At 70.1% G+C, this 19,011-nt stretch carries 15 protein-coding genes; 10 read left to right on the top strand and 5 right to left on the bottom strand.

The features are described from left to right. Positions 1 to 63: 63 nt before the first annotated feature. Complete coding sequence (locus ACIHFB_RS13955) at positions 64 to 1,764, top strand: xylosidase (RefSeq protein WP_400126896.1); 1,701 nt, start codon at positions 64 to 66, stop codon at positions 1,762 to 1,764. On the opposite strand, the gene ACIHFB_RS13960 is transcribed toward ACIHFB_RS13955, so the two are convergent. Next, positions 1,761 to 2,414: a TMEM175 family protein gene (locus ACIHFB_RS13960; protein ID WP_400126897.1), complete on the bottom strand. Its 654-nt coding sequence runs from the start codon at positions 2,412 to 2,414 to the stop codon at positions 1,761 to 1,763. The two genes, ACIHFB_RS13955 and ACIHFB_RS13960, sit on opposite strands and share 4 nt — an antisense overlap. Positions 2,415 to 2,777: 363 nt before the next feature. On the opposite strand from ACIHFB_RS13960, the gene ACIHFB_RS13965 reads away from it, so the two are divergent. The 4 genes from ACIHFB_RS13965 (at position 2,778) to ACIHFB_RS13980 (ending at position 8,440) form a co-directional block, all read left to right on the top strand. After that, positions 2,778 to 4,136, top strand: a complete 1,359-nt coding sequence (locus tag ACIHFB_RS13965) for a lectin (protein ID WP_400126898.1) — start codon at positions 2,778 to 2,780, stop codon at positions 4,134 to 4,136. Between the two features lie 179 nt (positions 4,137 to 4,315). Next, complete coding sequence (locus tag ACIHFB_RS13970) at positions 4,316 to 6,448, top strand: RICIN domain-containing protein (RefSeq protein ID WP_400127154.1); 2,133 nt, start codon at positions 4,316 to 4,318, stop codon at positions 6,446 to 6,448. A gap of 77 nt (positions 6,449 to 6,525) precedes the next feature. Next, positions 6,526 to 7,641: a glycoside hydrolase family 19 protein gene (locus tag ACIHFB_RS13975; RefSeq protein WP_365280351.1), complete on the top strand. Its 1,116-nt coding sequence runs from the start codon at positions 6,526 to 6,528 to the stop codon at positions 7,639 to 7,641. A 31-nt stretch (positions 7,642 to 7,672) separates the two neighbouring features. Further along, the gene (locus ACIHFB_RS13980) at positions 7,673 to 8,440 is read left to right on the top strand and encodes an NPP1 family protein (protein ID WP_365280354.1); all 768 of its coding nucleotides are present in this window, start codon (positions 7,673 to 7,675) and stop codon (positions 8,438 to 8,440) included. Between the two features lie 94 nt (positions 8,441 to 8,534). Here the strand turns inward: ACIHFB_RS13980 and ACIHFB_RS13985 are convergent, their stop codons facing one another. The 3 genes from ACIHFB_RS13985 to ACIHFB_RS13995 form a co-directional block, all read right to left on the bottom strand. Beyond that, positions 8,535 to 9,896 carry an MFS transporter gene (locus ACIHFB_RS13985; RefSeq protein ID WP_365280356.1) on the bottom strand — a complete coding sequence of 454 codons (1,362 nt, stop codon included), beginning with the start codon at positions 9,894 to 9,896 and terminating at the stop codon, positions 8,535 to 8,537. Positions 9,897 to 9,947: 51 nt separating this feature from the next. Beyond that, positions 9,948 to 11,423 carry an NAD-dependent succinate-semialdehyde dehydrogenase gene (locus ACIHFB_RS13990; protein ID WP_365280359.1) on the bottom strand — a complete coding sequence of 492 codons (1,476 nt, stop codon included), beginning with the start codon at positions 11,421 to 11,423 and terminating at the stop codon, positions 9,948 to 9,950. Positions 11,424 to 11,583: 160 nt separating this feature from the next. After that, positions 11,584 to 12,372, bottom strand: coding sequence for an IclR family transcriptional regulator (locus ACIHFB_RS13995; protein ID WP_400126899.1), 789 nt, complete (start codon positions 12,370 to 12,372; stop codon positions 11,584 to 11,586). Positions 12,373 to 12,615: 243 nt separating this feature from the next. Here ACIHFB_RS13995 and fae point away from each other — a divergent pair, with 243 nt between their 5' ends. From fae to ACIHFB_RS14020, 5 genes are all read left to right on the top strand, one after another. Beyond that, entirely contained in the window at positions 12,616 to 13,155 is a 540-nt protein-coding gene (gene fae, locus ACIHFB_RS14000) for a formaldehyde-activating enzyme (protein WP_400126900.1), read from the top strand. Continuing rightward, positions 13,152 to 14,264 (top strand): mandelate racemase/muconate lactonizing enzyme family protein, encoded by a 1,113-nt coding sequence (locus ACIHFB_RS14005; RefSeq protein WP_400126901.1) that lies wholly within the window; start codon positions 13,152 to 13,154, stop codon positions 14,262 to 14,264. The genes fae and ACIHFB_RS14005 overlap by 4 nt, the downstream gene beginning before the upstream one ends. Then, a complete protein-coding gene (locus tag ACIHFB_RS14010; RefSeq protein WP_400126902.1) occupies positions 14,261 to 15,781 on the top strand; it encodes an aldehyde dehydrogenase in 1,521 nt (506 codons plus the stop codon). The genes ACIHFB_RS14005 and ACIHFB_RS14010 overlap by 4 nt, the downstream gene beginning before the upstream one ends. A gap of 44 nt (positions 15,782 to 15,825) precedes the next feature. Next, positions 15,826 to 16,764 carry an NAD(P)-dependent oxidoreductase gene (locus tag ACIHFB_RS14015; RefSeq protein WP_365280374.1) on the top strand — a complete coding sequence of 313 codons (939 nt, stop codon included), beginning with the start codon at positions 15,826 to 15,828 and terminating at the stop codon, positions 16,762 to 16,764. A gap of 97 nt (positions 16,765 to 16,861) precedes the next feature. Next, positions 16,862 to 18,022 carry an iron-containing alcohol dehydrogenase family protein gene (locus ACIHFB_RS14020; RefSeq protein WP_400126903.1) on the top strand — a complete coding sequence of 387 codons (1,161 nt, stop codon included), beginning with the start codon at positions 16,862 to 16,864 and terminating at the stop codon, positions 18,020 to 18,022. Here the strand turns inward: ACIHFB_RS14020 and ACIHFB_RS14025 are convergent. Beyond that, positions 18,019 to 18,957: an RNA polymerase sigma factor gene (locus ACIHFB_RS14025; protein WP_400126904.1), complete on the bottom strand. Its 939-nt coding sequence runs from the start codon at positions 18,955 to 18,957 to the stop codon at positions 18,019 to 18,021. The genes ACIHFB_RS14020 and ACIHFB_RS14025 overlap by 4 nt on opposite strands. Positions 18,958 to 19,011: the final 54 nt, after the last annotated feature.

Below are 19,011 nucleotides of genomic sequence, written 5' to 3' on the forward strand. Positions count from 1 at the left end.
TCCAAGTTCCCCTCCCCCTTTTCTCGCCGGGCACAGCTCGGTTCCTCCCCCTCGGAGCACCCCATGCCGAAGTCCCACCGCACACCGGTCTGGACGCGCAGCAGAGTGCTGGGTGCGACGGCCGGCGGCACCGCGGCCGCCGGCCTCGGGGCGTTCGCCGTGGCGCGGGCCGCCTCGGCGGCCGACACGAGCGTCACCGCCGGCGGCCCCGGCGACGTCGTCGGCAAGGTCACCGTCGGCTACCAGGGCTGGTTCGCCTGCAAGGGCGACAACGCACCGATCAACGCGTGGCGGCACTGGAGCCCCAACAGCGCCCAGCCGCCGTCCCCCTCCAACCACGGCATCACCTCGTGGCCGGACGTCCGTGACTACACCAAGACCTACCCGACGGCCTACGCCGGCCTCGGCAACGGCCGCACACCCAACCTGTTCTCCTCCTACGACCAGCAGACGGTCGACGCCCACTTCCTGTGGATGCAGCAGTACGGCATCGACACGGCGGCCCTCCAGCGCTTCAACCCCACGGGCGGCGAAGGACCCACCCGTGACCAGATGACGGCCAAGGTGCGCAGCGCGGCGGAGGCGTACGGCCGGAAGTTCTACGTCATGTACGACGTCTCCGGCTGGACGAACATGCAGTCGGAGATCAAGACCGACTGGACGAACAAGATGTCGGCGTACACGTCGAGTCCGGCCTACGCCATGCAGAACGGCAAGCCGGTCGTGTGCGTCTGGGGCTTCGGCTTCACCGACGACAAGCGCGACTTCACCGCCGCGGCCTGTCTCGACGTCGTCAACTGGTTCAAGAACCAGGGCTGTTACGTCATCGGTGGCGTCCCCACCTGGTGGCGCACCGGCACCAGCGACTCCCGCCCCGGCTTCGGCGACGTCTACCACGCCTTCAACATGCTCTCCCCGTGGATGGTCGGCCGGATCGGCAAGGCCGCCGACTCCGACGACTTCTCCAACGTGGCGACCGTCCCCGACCTCGCGGACTGCGCAGCGCACGGCATCGACTACCAGCCATGCGTCCTGCCCGGCGACGTCGCCGAACGCCAGCGGGCCCACGGCGACTTCATGTGGCGGCAGTTCTACAACGTGGTACGGGCCGGGTCGCGGGGCATCTACATCTCGATGTACGACGAGTACAACGAGGGCAACCAGATCGCCAAGACCGCCGAGTCGCAGAGCTGGATCCCCACCGACTCCGGTCTGCTCGGCCTCGACGAGGACGGCACCGCCTGCTCCGCCGACTACTATCTGCGCCTCACGGGCGACGGCGGCCGCATGCTCAAGGGTGAGCTCGCGCTGACCGCCACCCGCCCCACCCAGCCGTACGTCAACGGCACCTCCGCGGGCACCCCGGCCGCCGCCACGATCACCCTCAAGGCGCGGGCCAACAGCAGGTTCGTGACGGCTCAGAGCGCCGGCGCCAAGCCGCTGATCGCGGGCCATGACGCGGCCGGTTCATGGGAACGGTTCGACCGGATCGACCTGGGGAGCGGCAACATCGCCCTGCGCTCCCGCGCCAACGGCCGTATCGTCACCGCCGCCGACGCGGGCGCCTCCCCACTGATCGCCGACCGCACCGCCATCGGCCCCTGGGAGACCTTCCGGCTGGTGAACAACTCCAACGGCACGGTCAGCCTGCTCGCCGCCGCCAACACCAAATACGTGACGGCCGACAACGGCGGCGCCGACCCGCTGATCGCCAACCGCGATGCGATCGGGAACTGGGAACAGTTCGATCTGGCGACGGTCTAGCGGGCTTCCCCGGCCGGCACCCCGGCGGTGTCGGGCGACCCGCGGAACAGCAGCCGGGCCGGGATCGCCAGCAGCCACCAGTACTTGGCGAGGGACGGCGAGAAGAAGGCCACCGGGACCGAGCTGGCGAAGACCAGGACCAGCAGGACGCCGCGGCGCACCGCTTCCCTCAGCACTGCCGGGGAGGTGTCCGGTACCGCCGACGCGGGGTTCGCCAGGAGGCGCAGGTACATCCCGCAGACCAGGGCGATGGCCAGGGTGATCGCCGCTCCGTAGCAGGCGGTTGCCGTGGCGGTGTCGCCGTATTCGCTGATCAGCCGGGTCGGGAAGGGCAGTGCGGCGACGACTGCCAGGAGCGCGAAGTAGAGGTAGAGCAGCCAGCGGTCGACCGTCTTGATCGAGCGGAACAGGGCGTGCTGGGCCAGCCAGAGGGCACCGATGACGGCGAAGCTGAGCAGGTAGGCGCCGATCATCGGCACGGCTTCCCGGACAGCGTGGGGGACTTCGTCGTCGGGCAGGCCCTCCGCGACGGTGATCTCGAGGGCGAGCAATGTCATCGCGATCGAGAACACGGCGTCGCCGAGGGCCAGGAGGCGTTCGGGACCTACGACGGCTTCACGGCGCAGCAGGCCGAAGGGGAGGTTCGTCATGTCGGTGGCACCAGGGGGTTCGTTGACGGGCTGAGGACGGCCGACCGGCCGGGAAGGCAAGAGGTACCACGTCGGGCTGTACGACCGGGGTAGCTCGCGTGGCTGTTCTGTGCGCACGCAGGGTCACTGGTTTGCGGGTGCACCAACGCGGGACGAGCGCCGGGCATGCGTCCCCCGCCCGCGTGCGGACCACGGCTGGCCGGAAGCTGCAACTCGCTTCCTTCACAACTTACTTCACTTCTTGACGAAAGCGGTCCAGACCTTTAGGTTCACGGCTCAGCATCGCACCGTGTGACGCATCCACTGTTCATGAGGTGAACGCGGCCTCGGTCGCCCATCCCCCACGAAGGGCCCTCTGCGCTCATGCCCAGACCTCTCCCCGCAGTTGTCTCCCTCGCCGCACTCTCCCTGGCCACCGGCCTGCTGACCGCGTCCCCCGCGCAGGCGGCCACCGGCACCGTCACCGGCCTGGCCGGCAAGTGCCTGGACGTCGCCGGCGCGAACTCCGCCGACGGGACGGCCGTCCAGCTCTACGACTGCAACGGCACCGCCGCCCAGCAGTGGACGGTCGGCACCGACGGCACCATCCGCGCCCTCGGCAAGTGCCTCGACGTCACCGGCAATTCCACGGCCGACGGCGCCACGGTGCAGCTGTGGAGCTGTACCGGCGCCGCCAATCAGAAGTGGACCACCACCGCCGCGCGCGACATCGTGAACCCGCAGGCGAACAAGTGCCTCGACGTCACCGGCAACAGCTCCGCAAACGGCACCCGCATACAGATCTGGAGCTGCGGCGGCGGCGCCAACCAGAAGTGGACCGCGCCCGCCCCCGGCGACGGCGGCACCCCGTCGACGCCGATGGCCGTGGCGCCATACCTCTACAACGGCTGGGGCAGCCCGCCGAACCCCACCACGGTCACCAACGCCACCGGCGTCAAGTACTTCACGCTCGCCTTCGTGCTCAGCAACGGCTACTGCAACCCCCAGTGGGACGGCGGCCGGGCGCTGACCGGCGGCGTGGACCAGCAGACGATCAACACCGTGCGTGCAGCCGGCGGCGACGTCGTCCCGTCCTTCGGCGGCTGGAGCGGCAACAAGCTGGAGAGCTCCTGCTCCACCGCGGGCGAACTCGCCGCCGCGTACCAGCGGGTCATCAGCGCGTACGGGCTCAAGGCCATCGACATCGACCTCGAAGCCGACGCCTACAACAGCCCGACCGTGCAGCAGCGCACCGTGGACGCCCTGAAGACCGTGAAGGCCAACAACGCCGGCCTGAAGGTCTACGTCACCATCGGCACCGGCACGAGCGGGCCCGACACCAGCCTGATCAACCGGGCCGCCGCCTCCGGTCTGACCGTGGACGCCTGGACGATCATGCCGTTCAACTTCGGCGGCGTAGGCCAGAACATGGGCAACCTCAGTACACAGGCCGCCGAAGGCCTCAAGAACGCGCTGAAGAACGCCTACGGCTACAGCGACGACCAGGCCTACCGGCTCATGGGCATCTCGTCGATGAACGGCATCACCGACCAGAACGAGACCGTCACGGTGAACGACTTCCGGACCATGCTCGCCTACGCCCAGCAACACCACCTGGCCCGGCTGACCTTCTGGTCCGTCAACCGTGACCGCCCGTGCACCGGCGGCCCCGCCGACAGCTGCTCCGGTGTGGGCCAGTCCGACTGGGACTACACCCGGGTCTTCGCCGCGTACACCGGCTGACCCAGCCACCCCCACCGACCGCCGACCTCCCCGGCTCTCGGCTCTCGGCTCTCGGCCCGAGGGACCCCCTGTCTCGCTTCGCCCGGCAAGGAGAATCCGTGCTCACCCACTTGCGCACCGCGCTCAAGCGCCGCCGCAGATCCACTGTCGCCGCCCTGGTCACCGCAACCGTCGCCTCCGTGCTCACCTCCGTCCCCGCGCCCGCGAGCGCGGCGGCGAACGCGGCCGCGGCACTGCCCACCGGCTTCGCCACCGTCATGAACGCCGCGAGCGGCCGGTGTCTCGACGCCTATGCGGCCGGCACCGCCAACGGCACCGTCGTGCAGCAGTACAAGTGCAACGGCACCACGGCCCAGCAGTGGAGCTTCACCGCCACCAGCGACGGCTACGTCCGTATCAACAACGGCAACAGCACCGGCCAGGTCGTGGACGTCGCCGATACGTCCACGGCCGACAACGCGCCCGTCCACCTGTGGGCCTACGGCGGCGGCACCAACCAGCAGTGGCTACCGGTCGACGAGGGCGGCGGCGCCTACCACTTCGTCAACCGCAACAGCGGCAAGTGCCTGGACGACCCCGGCGCCTCGACCGCGGACAGCGTGCAGTTCGTGCAGTACACCTGCAACGGCAGCACCGCCCAGCGCTTCCAGGTGGTCCCCGTGACCCAGTCCGGCACGAATCCGGACTTCGGCCCGAACGTCGTCGTCTTCGACCCGTCCATGTCGGCCTCGACGATCCAGACCAGGCTGAACTCGATCTTCCAGCAGCAGCAGACCAACCAGTTCGGCTCCCAGCGCTACTCCGTCCTGTTCAAGCCGGGCTCCTACGACGCCGACGTCAACGTCGGCTTCTACACCCAGGTCGCGGGCCTCGGCCTGACCCCGGACGCCGTCACGATCAACGGTGCGGTGCACGCCGAGGCCGACTGGTTCCAGGGCAACGCGACCCAGAACTTCTGGCGCGGCGCCGAGAACCTGTCCGTCAACCCGACCGGCGGCAGCGACCGTTGGGCGGTCTCGCAGGCGGCCTCGTACCGCCGGATGCACCTGCGCGGCAACATCGCTCTCGACGACAGCGGCTGGTCCAGCGGCGGTCTCCTCGCCGACAGCAAGATCGACGGGCAGGTCAACTCCGGCAGCCAGCAGCAGTGGCTGACCCGCAACTCCCAGCTCGGCAGCTGGACCGGCTCCAACTGGAACATGGTCTTCGTCGGCAGCCAGGGCGTCCCCGGCACCAGCTTCCCCAACCCGCCCTACACCACGGTCGCGCAGACCCCGGTCAGCCGGGAGAAGCCGTCCCTGTACGTCGACGGCAACGGCGCCTACCAGGTGTTCGTGCCCTCGACACGGTCCAACTCCACCGGCACCAGCTGGGCGAACGGATCTCCGTCCGGCAGCTCGCTGTCCCTCGACACCTTCTACATCGTGAAGCCGGGCGCGACCGCGTCGGACATCAACGCGGCGCTGGCGGCGGGCAAGAACCTCCTGGTCACCCCGGGCGTCTACCACCTCAACCAGACGCTCCAGGTGAACCGCGCCGACACGGTCGTGCTCGGTCTGGGCCTCGCCACGTTCATCCCCGACAACGGCATCACCGCGATGAAGGTGGCCGACGTCGACGGAGTGAAGGTCGCCGGGGTCCTGTTCGACGCGGGCACCACCAACTCGCCCACCCTGATGGAGGTCGGCCCGACGGGCTCGTCCGCCTCCCACGCGGCCAACCCGACGTCCCTGCACGACGTGTACTTCCGCGTCGGCGGCGCCGCCGTCGGCAAGGCGACCACCAGCCTGGTGATCAACAGCGACAACGTCATCGCCGACCACACCTGGATCTGGCGCGCCGACCACGGCAGCGGCGTCGGCTGGAACACCAACACCGGCGACACCGGCCTGATCGTCAACGGCGACAACGTCACCGCGTACGGCCTGTTCGTCGAGCACTACCAGAAGTACCAGACCATCTGGAACGGCAATGGCGGCCGGACGTACTTCTACCAGAACGAGATGCCGTACGACCCGCCGAACCAGGCGTCGTGGATGAACGGTTCCACACAGGGCTACGCCGCCTACAAGGTCGCCGACTCCGTCACCAGCCATCAGGCGTACGGCCTCGGCAGCTACTGCTACTTCAACGTCAACCCGGGTGTGGCCGCCGAGCGGGCCATCGAGGCGCCGAACAACTCCAATGTGCGCTTCACCAGCATGGTGACGGTCTCCCTCGGTGGAGTGGGCACCATCCGGCACGTCGTCAACGGTTCGGGCGGCCCGTCCAACTCCACGACCAACGTGGCCAATCTGACCAGCTTCCCCTAAGCACACCAGCTCCGCCGACGGCCGTCCCCGTTCAGGGGACGGCCGTTCCACCCCCTACCCAAGGAGCGTCCTCAACCATGCACAGACCCCGTTTCCTCGGCCGGTTCGCCGTCCTCGCCGTTCTCTCCGCGGTCCTGACCGCCCTGTTCACCGTGACGCCCGCCCAGGCGGCCAGCGGCTCGATCACCGGGCTCGCCGGCAAGTGCGTGGACGTCGCGGGTGCCGGCAGCGCCAACGGCACCGCCGTACAGCTCTACGACTGCAACGGAACCGGCGCGCAAGTCTGGTCCAACCCCGGTGACGGAACCCTGCGTGCGCTCGGCAAGTGTCTGGACGTCGTCGAACGGAGCACCGCGGACGGCGCGGCGGTCCAGCTGTGGGACTGCTCCGGCGGGACCAACCAGCAGTGGGTGGTCAGCGGCGCGAGGGACATCGTCAACCCGGCCGCCAACAAGTGCCTGGACGTCACCGGGAACAACAGCGCCAACGGCACCCGGCTGCAGATCTGGACCTGCTCGGGCGGCGCGAACCAGAAGTGGAACGCGCCCGCGAGCGGTGGTGGCGGCACCCCGTCCGGATTCGTCGTCACCGAGGCGCAGTTCAACCAGATGTTCCCGAGCCGGAACTCCTTCTACACGTACAGCGGTCTGACCGCCGCGCTGAGCGCCTACCCGGGCTTCGCGAACACCGGCAGCGACACGGTGAAGAAGCAGGAGGCCGCCGCCTTCCTCGCCAACGTCAATCACGAGACCGGCGGGCTCGTCCACATCGTCGAGCAGAACACCGCCAACTACCCCCACTACTGCGACTGGAGCCAGTCGTACGGCTGCCCGGCCGGCCAGGCCGCCTACTACGGGCGTGGCCCCATCCAGCTGTCGTGGAACTTCAACTACAAGGCCGCCGGTGACGCGCTCGGCATCGATCTGCTCAACAATCCGTGGCTGGTGCAGAACGACTCCGCCGTGGCCTGGAAGACCGGTCTTTGGTACTGGAACACCCAGTCGGGCCCCGGCACCATGACCCCGCACAACGCCATGGTCAACCAGGCCGGCTTCGGCCAGACGATCCGCTCCATCAACGGCTCCCTGGAGTGCGACGGCAAGAACCCCGCGCAGGTGCAGAGCCGCGTGGACGCCTACAACCGGTTCACCTCGATCCTCGGCGTGTCGCCGGGCAGCAACCTGTACTGCTGACGACGACCGCTCAGCTCAACCAGGAGTCACCATGCGCAAGTTGAGATCCCTCGCCAATGTCCTCCTAGGCACCCTCGGCGCGATGACGCTCGTCGTCGCGATCCCGGCGACCGCCCACGCGAACGTCCTGACCCTGCTGCCGCAGAACGCCGACGGCCTGGAGCAGACCTACTCCCCCGCCTACGACTACGACGGCGACGGCTGCTACGCCACCGCCGCCATCGGTGCCGACGGCACCATCAACCCCGGCCTGAAGCTCGGCGGCGACGTCAACGGCAAGTGCCACGACCCCGCCCAGCTGAACAACTCCAACACGTACTCGCGCGCGAAGTGCAACAACGGCTGGTGCGCGGTCATGTACGCCAGCTACTTCGAGAAGGACCAGGTGACGCTCGGCCCGGCAGCCATCGGGCACACCCACGACTGGGAACACGTCATCGTGTGGATCAACAACAACGAGGTCCAGTACGTGTCGGCGTCCCAGCACAGTTCGTACCAGACGCTGCCGCGGTCGGACATCCGCTTCGACGGCACCCATCCGAAGATCGTGTACCACAAGGACGGCATAGGGAGCCACTGCTTCCGCTTCGCCAACGGCAACGACGAACCGGCGGAGAACGCCACGGGCAACTGGTTCTACCCGCGGCTCGTCGGCTGGAATGGTTACCCGGCCGGTTACCGCGACAAGCTCAGCAGCGCCGACTTCGGCTCGGCCACCTTCAAGATCGACGACGGCGACTTCCAGTGGGCTCTCGACTACACGAGCCCGGCCGGAATCCCCTTCGACCCGTACGCCTGACGCCCGGCCTGCCAGGTCCGCTGACGGTGTGCCGAAGACGGCCCCCGCAGGCAATCGCCTGCGGGGGCCGTCCCCGTCGTCGGAACAGAAGGCGTCATGCCTGGCTTGCGCGTGCCTCGCGCGCCGCCCTGGCGAGGTCCATGTCCGTGGTCTCAGGGGCGAGGAACTGCGAGACCAGGCCACCTACGGCGAGCACCCCGGCACCGATCAGGAGCACGAACTCCGCCCCGAACCGGTCGAGCCCCATCGGCAGCAGGAAGGTGCCGATGGCCGCGCCGACCCGGCTCATCGCGGTGGCGAAGCCGACGCCCGTGGTGCGCAGGGAGGTCGGGAAGACCTCCAGCGGGTAGACGGCGGTCAGTGCGCTGGAGGCGGCGTTGAGGAAGATGAAGAACAGGAAGCCGCCGACGATGACCGGGGTGGACGTCGGCCACACCGCGACCAGGGCCAGACAGCCGGCGGTGATCCAGAACGGCGGGATGAGCAGCCTGCGGCGGCCGATCCTGTCGACGACGAGACAGCCCGCCGTCACGCCCGCCACCGCGGTGAAGGAGTAGACGAGCAGCGCCGCGACCGCGTTGTCCCCCATGTTCAGGGCCTCGAACACCTGGGTCCAGAACGTGCCGATGGCGAAGTACGGCAGGACGAGCGCGGCCCAGAAGACGCTCGCGAACACCGTGCTGCGCAGGTGCCGTCGGTTGAACAGCGCCCGGAATCCTTCCTTCGCGGGCGCGTTGCACTCGTCGAGTTCGGCGTCGATGTCGACTTCGATGCCGTACTTCTGGATCAGCGCCTCGGCCTCCTCGCGGCGCCCCTTGCTCAGCAGCCAGCGCGCCGATTCCGGGATGCCGCCTCGCAGCGCGACGCACACCACGGCTATGACCGCGCTGCTGGCCAGGGACCACCGCCAGCCGCCGTCGACGTTCGCGAACAGGGCGCCGACGACGGTCGCCAGCGCGTATCCGACGTACCAGCTGATCTCCAGGCTGGCCAGCAGCCGGCCGCGGCCCTGTCGGGGCGCGTACTCGGACAGCAGCGGCGCGCCGATCGCGTACTCACCGCCGATCGCCACCCCCATCAGCAGACGGATGAGGAAGAGCTGGAGTCCGTCGGCGACGAAGAACTGGAGGACCGAGCCGACCAGGAAGATCATCATGTCGAACAGGAACACCGGCCGCCGGCCCATCCGGTCGGCGAGCCGCCCGAAGAGCGGTCCGCCGACGAAGATGCCGATCAGCGGCGAGGCTCCGACCAGTCCCTGCATGAGGGTGGAGAGGTGCAGGTCGGTGGTGAGCGCGGCCATCGCCATGCCGATGCCGCCGATGATGTAGCCGTCGATGCCCTGCCCGATCTGCGTGGCGAGCTTCAACTTGGTGTGCAGACGGCGGCGTTCGCGCTCGGTGGCGGGGACTGCCGGTGTACTGGGCTGATGTTGGGTCGCAGGCGTCATTGCCATGGGCGGTCCTTGTCATGAGCGGCGTGAGCGGAAAGGGGGACGGGGAGAAGGTCAGTTGGGCCAGTCCAGGGCGATGTACTGCGTCTCCAGGAAGGCCTCGATGCCCTCACGGCCGCCTTCCCTGCCCAGCCCTGACTGCTTGACGCCGCCGAACGGCGCGGCCGGGTCGGACAGCACGCCGCGGTTGAGGCCGACCATGCCGGCCTCGAGACGCTCCGCCAGGCGCAGCGCACGGGCGACGTCGCGTGAGTACACGTACGAGGCGAGGCCGTGCACCGTCGCGTTGGCCCGCGCCAGCATCTCGTCCTCGTCCGTGAAGGTGGTGAGGGGCGCGACGGGTCCGAAGACCTCCTCGTGCAGGATCCGGGCGTCGTCGGGTACGTCGACCAGGACGGTCGCGGGGTGGAAGTGGCCGGGTCCGTCGGGTGCGGTGCCCTGTGCGGCGATTTTCGCGCCGCGTGCGAGGGCGTCGTCGACGAGGGAGCGGATCTTGTCGACGGCCGCTCCGTTGACCATCGGCCCGAGGGTGACGTCCTCGGCCAGGCCGGGTCCGGTGCGTACGGCGGTCATGGCGGCGCCGAACTTCTCGGTGAACTCGGCGGCCACGGACTCATGGACGTAGAACCGGTTGGCGGCGATGCAGACTTCGCCGCCGCCGCGCATCTTGGCGTCCATCGCGCCGTGCACGGCGGCGTCGATGTCGGCGTCCTCGCAGACGACGAAGGGGGCGTTGCCGCCGAGCTCCATGGTGACGTTGACGACGTTCGCCGCGGCCTGCTCCAGGAGCAGCCTGCCGGTGGCGGTGGAGCCGGTGAAGGAGAACTTGCGGACCCGTTCGTCGCCGAGCCAGGCCGAGACGACCTCGGGGGCGCGGTCGGTCGGCAGGACGTTCAACAGGCCGTCGGGCAGGCCGGCTTCGGTCAGCAGGGCGGCGACCGCGAGGGCGGTGAGCGGGGTCTCCGGCGCGGGCTTGAGCAGGACGGGGCAGCCCGCCGCGAGCGCCGGGGCGATCTTCCGGGTGGCCATGGCGGCCGGGAAGTTCCAGGGGGTGACGAAGGCGGTGACGCCGACGGGGTGCTTGCGGACGACATGCCGGTAGCCGCCGGCCGGGGCGTCCCCGAAGGAGGAGCCGATCCGCACCGCCTCCTCGGCGAACCAGCGGAAGAACTCGGCGGCGTAACCGACTTCGGCCGCCGCGTCCCGGTAGGCCTTGCCGTTCTCCAGGACGATCAGACGGGCCAGGGTGTCGTGGTGCTCGCGCATCAGCGTGAACGCGTCGTGCAGGATCTCCGAGCGGCGGCGGGCCGGCGTGGCACGCCACCCGGCGGCCGCCGCGGCAGCCGCGTCGACGGCGGCCAGGGCGTCGCGCGGGCCGGCCGCGGACACCTCGCGGACCAGCTCGCCGGTGGCCGGGTCGTACACGGGGAAGGTGCGTTCGTCCTCGGCCGCGCACCAGCGGCCGCCGACGTACACATCGCCTTCGGCGGGCGGCGCCTTGGCGAGGGTGTCGATGTCGACGAGGGTCATGAGCTGCTCATTTCTCCGTGCCGGACCGGGGACGAGGGGTGGCTGGTCCGGTTCGCGGTGAACTTACGAGCGCGTCATACGGCCGACAAGGCAGCCCCGGCAGATCGCAACCGTGGTTGCTGTGAGGGCAACTCGCCGATCATGGGCGGGTGTACGGCGATCAGGTCAGCCGGGCCCGCAGCAGCGGCGTCCGCCGGGGCTCCCAGCCCAGCAGCGACGACACCCGCGCCGCCGCCCGGGCCGTCGTACGCCCCGCCTCGTCGAGACGGTCACCGAGCCGGGCCTTGGGAGCGGAGATGTTGATGGCCGCGACGACCCGGCCCCGGAAGTCCCGCACCGGTGCCGACACACCGACCAGCCCCTCCTCGAACTCCTCGCTCACGCGCGCGTAGCCCTGCCGTTTGGCGTCCTGGATGAGGGCCCACAGCTCCTGGACCGGCATCTCGCTGCTCGTGCCGAAGCGGACGTACAGCTCGTCGGGGGTCGCGTCGGCGAGCAGGACGCGCCCGGCGGACAGCCGCCAGGCGGGCACCCCGCGCCCCTCCCAGCCATGGACGCGGAACGAGTGGCCGGAGACCGAGAGCAGGGTGAGGACGTCGCGGTCGCTCAGGACGCACAGATGGCTGGTCTCCTCCAGGTCGGCCGACAGCGCGTGCATGACCGGCTCGGCCATGCGCACCAGCCTGCTCTCCGAGGTCCGGGCGACGAGGGAGAACAGCCGCCAGCCGAGGCGGTACTCCAGTGTGTCGGGGTCACGCTCGACGATGCCCTCGACGGCCAGGGCTTTCAGCGCCCGCGAGACCTGGGTCTTCTCCCGGCCCACCAGCTGGGCGAGGCGTACGACGCCGAGGCCGCCGGCGTTCTGGGCCTCGTCGGAGGAGAGCGCCTCCAGCAGGTCTATGTCGCGGCGCAGGCCGTGTCCGCGGGAGGCCGAGGGGGTGTCCGTCACTCGAACCATCCTAGGCACCGGGACACCGAACGAACCCCCAGGTCAGCCAGCGAGTTGTCAGGAGAGCAACCGGCATTTCGATTCCCGCGACCGCCTTGCGAGGGGGTGGCGGCAGACCTAGATTCGCCGCATCGGACCGGATGAAGTGCGAGGTATGCGAGCTTTGCCCGCACGGCAGGGTTCCTCAGCCCACCGCTTCCCGGCCCGTCGCCGCTTCCCGCTCCCGGAGATCCAGGAGATTCCATGTCTTCGCCCTTTGCCCCGACCGCGCTCATCGGCGAGTCCTTCGTCGGTGAGGGCGCCAACGCCGCGCACACGAACGTCGTGATCGGACGCAAGGGCGGCCCCGTCGAGACCGCCTGGGCGACGGCGCTGGCCACCCCGAGCGCCGGGCATGTTCCGTTCATGACGGTCGTACGGCCGTCCGTCCCGGTGAAGCCGATGACCCTGTTCGTGAACAAGGCCGCCGCGGAGGGTGAGCTGCACCAGCGCGCCACCTGGGGTTCGGCGCAGGCCGGGCTTGCGCAGGGGGTCGCGGACGCGGTCGACGAAGGGCTGATCCCCGCCGAGGACACCGACGACCTGCTGATCATCGCCGCCATGTGGGTCAACCCGGCGGTCGACGACCTGGACGTCTCCTTCCGCAACCAGCGCGCCGCCGCGTACGGAGCGGTGCGGGCCGCCGTGACCGGGACGCCCACCGTCTCCGATGTGCAGGCGGCCGCCAAGGAGGGGCCGACGAACCCGTTCTACACACCTACCGCCGAGGTGCTCGCCCGATGAAGATCACCGACATCACCCTGGACCGGCTGCGCCTGGAGCTGGACCCGCCGTTCCGCGCCGCCTGGGACCCCGAGCCGCGCCGGCACTTCGACGCCACGATCGTCCGGGTCCATACCGACGAGGGCATCACCGGCATCGGCTCCGGCGACCTCATGGACGGTTTCGAGACGTACAAGCACCTGTTCGTCGGCGAGGACCCGCTCGACATCACCCGCCACGTCAAGGCGATCGAGACCGCCAACTTCCACGGCGCGCACTACTGGCCCCTGGAGGCCGCGCTGTGGGACGTCATCGGCAAGGTGCACGGCCGCCCGGTCTCGGAGCTCTTCGGCAACACGGCGAAGAGACTGCCCGCGTACGCGTCCTCCGGCGAGCTCAAGTCCCCCGAGGAGCGGGTCGCCACCGCCCTGAAGGTGCGCGAGGCCGGCTTCCGCGCCATGAAGATCCGTATCGACCGCAACCGGGTCGACGAGGGCATCGCGGCGGTGCGCGCCGTGCGCGAGGAGCTCGGGGCCGGCTTCGAGATCATGGTCGACCTCAACCAGTCCTGGCGGATGGCGGGCGACACGGCGAACGCCTCCGACCTCGCGAGGACCCGCAAGACCATCGCCCGTCTCGCCGAGCTCGACGTGTTCTGGGTCGAGGAGCCGCTGCCCTACGCGGACCTGGACGGCTTCAAGCGGCTGCGCGCCGAGAACCCGGGGGTCCGGATCGCCGCGGGCGAGATGCACCACTCCCCCACCGAGCTGCTGCGCTACCTCGAAGAGGACGCCCTGGACATCTACCAGATGGACGTGGTGCTCGCGATCGGCATGCAGCGCGCCCGCACCCTGGCCGAGCTGGCACAGCTGAAGCACCGTCAGTTCACCCCGCACAGCTGGACCAACGGCATCGGCGTGCTCGCCAATCTGCACGTCGCGGCAGGCGTCGGCGGCGGCCCCTACTTCGAGTTCCCCTACGACCCGCCAGGCTGGACCCCCGAGCGCCGCGACTTCATGCTCGCCGAACCGGTCCGGGTGAACGCCGAGGGCGATCTCGAAGTCCCGGGCAGGCCCGGACTCGGGGTCGAGCTGGACGAGGACGCGATCGACCGCTGGAGGATCAAGTGACTTACACGATCGAGGAGTTGCTGAAGCGCAGTCACGGCGAGTGGCTGGCCGCGGCGAGCAAACTCACCGTCGAGACGCGCCTGTTCATCGACGGCGCCTTCACCGAGGCCACCTCCGGCGACAGCTTCACCAGCGTCTCGCCGCGCGACGGCTCGGTGTTCGCCGAGGTGCAGGCAGCGGGGGCCGAGGACGTCGACCGGGCGGTACGTTCCGCCCGTACCGCCTTCGACGACGGCCGCTGGCGTGACCTCGCGCCGAAGGAGCGCAAGGGCGTCCTGCTGCGCTGGGCCGAGCTGATCCGGGCGAACGCGGAGGAACTCGCCCTCCTCGACACACTGGAGATGGGCAAGCCGATCACCGAATCGGTGCGCATCGACGTGGACAAGGCCGCCGAGACCATCGCCTGGTACGCCGAGACCATCGACAAGACGTACGACGAGGTGGCCCCGACCCCCGGCGACGCACTGGCCCTGATCACCCGGGAGCCGCTGGGTGTCGTCGGCGCGGTGGTGCCGTGGAACTACGCGCTGCTGATCGCCAGTTGGAAGCTGGGCCCGGCGCTCGCCACCGGAAACAGCGTCGTCCTCAAGCCCGCCGAGCAGACCTCGCTCGCCGCCCTCCGGCTGGCCGCGCTCGCCACCGAGGCGGGCCTGCCCGACGGCGTGCTCAACGTGGTCCCCGGGCGCGGCGAGGTCGCAGGGCAGGCCCTCGGCCGTCACCCCGACGTCGACAAGATCGCCTTCACCGGCTCGGCGGAGGTGGCCCGGATCTTCCAGGTGTACGCGGGCGAGTCCAACGGCAAGCAGGTCGCCGTCGAGGCGGGCGGCAAGTCGCCGCAGCTGGTGCTGGCCGACGCCGACATCGAGGCCGCCGCGTCCGCCGTGGCGTGGGGCATCTTCTACAACGCGGGACAGACCTGCAACGCGGGTTCGCGGGTCGTCGTCCACGCGTCGGTCAAGGACCGACTCCTCGACGCCGTAGCGCGGATCACCGCCGAGACCTTCCATGTCGGCGACCCGCTCGACCCGGCCACCGTCATGGGGCCGATCGTCGACGAGGACCAACTGGCCAAGATTCTCGGCTACATCGAGCGCGGCAAGGAGGACGGGGCACGCGTCCTGCTGGGCGGCGGACGCACGCTCACCGAGACCGGCGGCACCTTCGTCGAACCGACCGTCCTCGACGGTGTGGTGAACACGTCCGTCGTCGGCCAGGAGGAGATCTTCGGCCCGGTCCTGGCCGTGGTGTCGTACGACGGCGATGTCGACGACGGCGTACGGCTGGCGAACCAGAGCGACTTCGGGCTCGTCGCCTCCGTCTGGACCCGGGACGTGACGGTCGCCCATCGCACCGCCAGGCGGCTGCGGGCCGGCACGGTGTGGATCAACACCTTCGACGCCAGTGACGTCATCACCCCCTTCGGCGGCTTCAAGGCCACCGGCGCGGGACGCGACAAGTCCCTGCACGCGCTGGACGCGTACACCGCGCTCAAGACCACCTGGATCAACCTCGCCTGAACGGCGAGTCACCCTTTTCCCTCCGAACTGCAGCGAGGACATCGATGAGGATCGGTTTCATCGGCCTGGGCAACATGGGACGTCACATGGCCCGCCACCTGATCCACGCAGGACACCTGGTCACCGTGCACGACACCCGGCCCGATGCCGCCGTCGAACACCTGGCGCTCGGCGCGCGCTGGGCCGAGACGCCGGCGGCGTGCGCGACCGACGCCGAAGTGCTGATCACGATGCTGCCGAATCCGCGCATCGTCGAGGACGTGCTGCTGCGCGGCGGAGCCGCCGAGGCGCTGTCCGAGGGCGCCCTGTGGATCGACATGTCGACCTCAACCCCGGCTGCCGCGGAGCGGGTCGCCGCCGAGGTGCTCGACCGGCGTGGCGTGCGCCGCCTCGACGCTCCCGTCAGCGGTATGGCGCACGGTGCCGAGGCCGGGCGGCTACAGATATTCGTCGGCGGTTCGGCGGACGACTTCCGTATGTGTCTGCCCGTGTTCGAGACCGTCGGCGACCCCGACAAGGTGCTGCACGTGGGCCCGCTCGGCGCCGGCTACACGGTCAAGTTGATGATCAACCTGCTGTGGTTCAGTCACCTCGTCGCCACGTCCGAGGTGCTGGCCATGGGCGTGAAGGCGGGCGTGGACCTGGGTGTGCTGCGCAGTTCGCTGCTGGCCAGCCCGGCCGCCTCGTCCTTCCTGGAGAACGACCTGCTGTCCGTGCTGGCCGACGGCGACTACGACGACTCCTTCGCCATGGTCCTCGCCTGCAAGGACCTCGGACTCGCCGTCGACCTCGGCCGCGAGGTGGGCGTCTCCACGGAACTGTCCGCGCTCGTGGAGCAGATCTACCGCCGCTCCAAGGCCCAGCACGGCGACCTGGCCGGAGAGATGAGCCCGGTCCGTCTCTACGAGGCCCTGGCCGGACGGGAGTTCCGCCTCCCGAACCCGGCCGCCGCCCACGACGACGCCGCGCTGAGCCCTGTCTGATCCGTTCCGTCGTGTCCGCCGGGCCGGTCAGGGTGCCCGGCCGCCCGGCGGACCCACCCCTCCCCCGTCCCCACCGCGTCTCCAGGAGCCGTACGCCATGGGCGAGTCCCGCACCGACCAGCTGACCATCGACCCGACCTGCCGCATCGAGTACGGCCCCGGCCGCATCGAGCACCTCCCGGAGCTCATCTCCTCCCTCGGTATGCACCGCGCGTTCGTGGTCACCGACCGCGGTCTGCGCGCCGCCGGCATCGTCGACCAGGTCCTCAAGACTCTGGACGCGGCGGGCGTGGAGCACGGCGTGTACGACGGGGTCGGCGCCAACCCCTCCACGGGCAACGTCGACGAGGGTGCCGCCCGGGCGCGGGCCTTCGGTCCCGCGGCCGTCGTCGCCCTCGGCGGGGGCTCGGTCCTCGACGCCGCCAAGGGCATCTCGCTGCTGGTCGGCAACGCCGACGCGGCGGCGGCCGACGCGGACGCCCTGTGGGATGCGCTCGACGGCCTGCCGCTGATCGCCGTCCCCACCACCTCGGGCACGGGCGCGGAGACCAACGGCTTCGGCGTCATCGAGGACACCGCCGCCTGCCGCAAGGTCTACATCGGCCACCCCTCGGTCAAGCCGCGGATCGCGCTCCTGGACCCGGAGCTGACGCTCGGGCTGCCCGCCAGGATCACGGCCGCGACCGGCATCGACGCCCTCGTCCACGGCATCGAGTCCCTGGCCTCGCGCGGCGCCAACCCGGTCTCCGTGGCGTATGCGACCCAGGCCGTGTCCATGGTCGGGCGCTGGCTGCCGGCCGCCCACCGTGACGGCTCGGACCTGGAGGCACGCGGGCAACTGATGCTCGGCGCCCATCTGGCGGGCCAGGCGCTGACCATCTCCGGCCTGGGCCTGGTCCACGGCATCGGCCACGCCCTGACCGCCCACACCGGCACCCCGCACGGCGTCGCGCTGGCCGCCGTACTGGAGGAGGTCCTGGAGTTCGGCGCCCCGGCCGCCCAGGACGCCTACGAGCAGACCGCCCGTGCACTCCGCCTCGCCCCGCCCGCCGACGGCGACTGGACACGGGCCGCCATCGACGCCGTACGCGAGATCTCCGGCGCACTCGACATCAAGCGGCCCCTGCGCGAACTCGGCGTCCGCCCGGACATGCTCCGCCCCATCGCCTCCGGCGCCCTCGCCGACGCTGTGACCCGCAACACGCCGCGGCAGCCGACCGAGGAGCAGATCCTCGGGATCCTCGACGCGGCGCTCTAGGCGCTCGGCCGGGGGAAGACCACCCGGAGCTTGTCGACCCGTCCGTTGCGGCGGAACATCAGCCAGGCCAAGGTCGGTGGGCAGCGGTGGACGGCACCGTGGTGGGTGACATCCATCTCCCAGACGGCGATGTCGCGGCTGGCCACCACATGGCGTACGTGCTGCCGCACCCCGTCTTCCACGTACTCGCGCATGACGGGAACGGGATGGACGCGCCGGTCCGGCCGGCCGAGTCTGCCGATCATCTCGGACTCCGCCGGCCACAACTCGGAGATCTCCCGCGGCAGGGAACCGGATTTCCACGCCTCCAGGGTCGCCACCGCCTCGTGCCTGCTCTCGTCCGTGAGAGCGGAGGCGGCGTCGTGCGACTGCGTCGCGGTCGACAGCAGCTCCCGGGCCAGTTTGGCCCTGGCCTGGTTGAGCCGGCTGCGTACCGTGCCCACCGGCACCTCGCACGCTTCGGCTATCTCCTCGTAGGAGGTGATCCCGGTGAAGTGGCGCAGCATCAGCACCAGCCGCAGTTTCGGCGGCAGTTCCTCCACCGCGTTCCAGATCCAGTCCCGCATCGCGTGCTGCTCGATGAGCCGCTCGGGGTGCGAGGGTTCGTGGTCCCGCAGGTGCAGATGGTCCAGACCGTCCAGGCCGGGAATCTCCCGTGTGGCCCGCAGGCGCGTGCGGGCGGCGTTGCGCACAACCGCCTTCAACCACGCGCCGACGGCGGCGGGTTCGCGTACGTCGCCGATGCGGCGCAGCGCGGTGAGTGCGGCGTCCTGTACCGCGTCCTCGGCGTCGGGGCCGTAGCCGAGCAGGCTCAGGGCCACCGCGCGCATCGGCGCCTGGTGCCGGGTCAGCAGCAGACCGAGGGCTCCGGTCTCGCCGGCCTGGGCCCTGCGGGTGAGTTCCTCGTCCGTGGGCGGGGTGAGGGGTGGTGCCATGTCTGCACGCCTCCGAGGCGATCTGTCACGAACCGTGTGCTGGTGGGGAGTCGG

It is taken from the genome of Streptomyces sp. NPDC051963 (assembly GCF_044593495.1).
GTDB lineage: Bacteria > Actinomycetota > Actinomycetes > Streptomycetales > Streptomycetaceae > Streptomyces.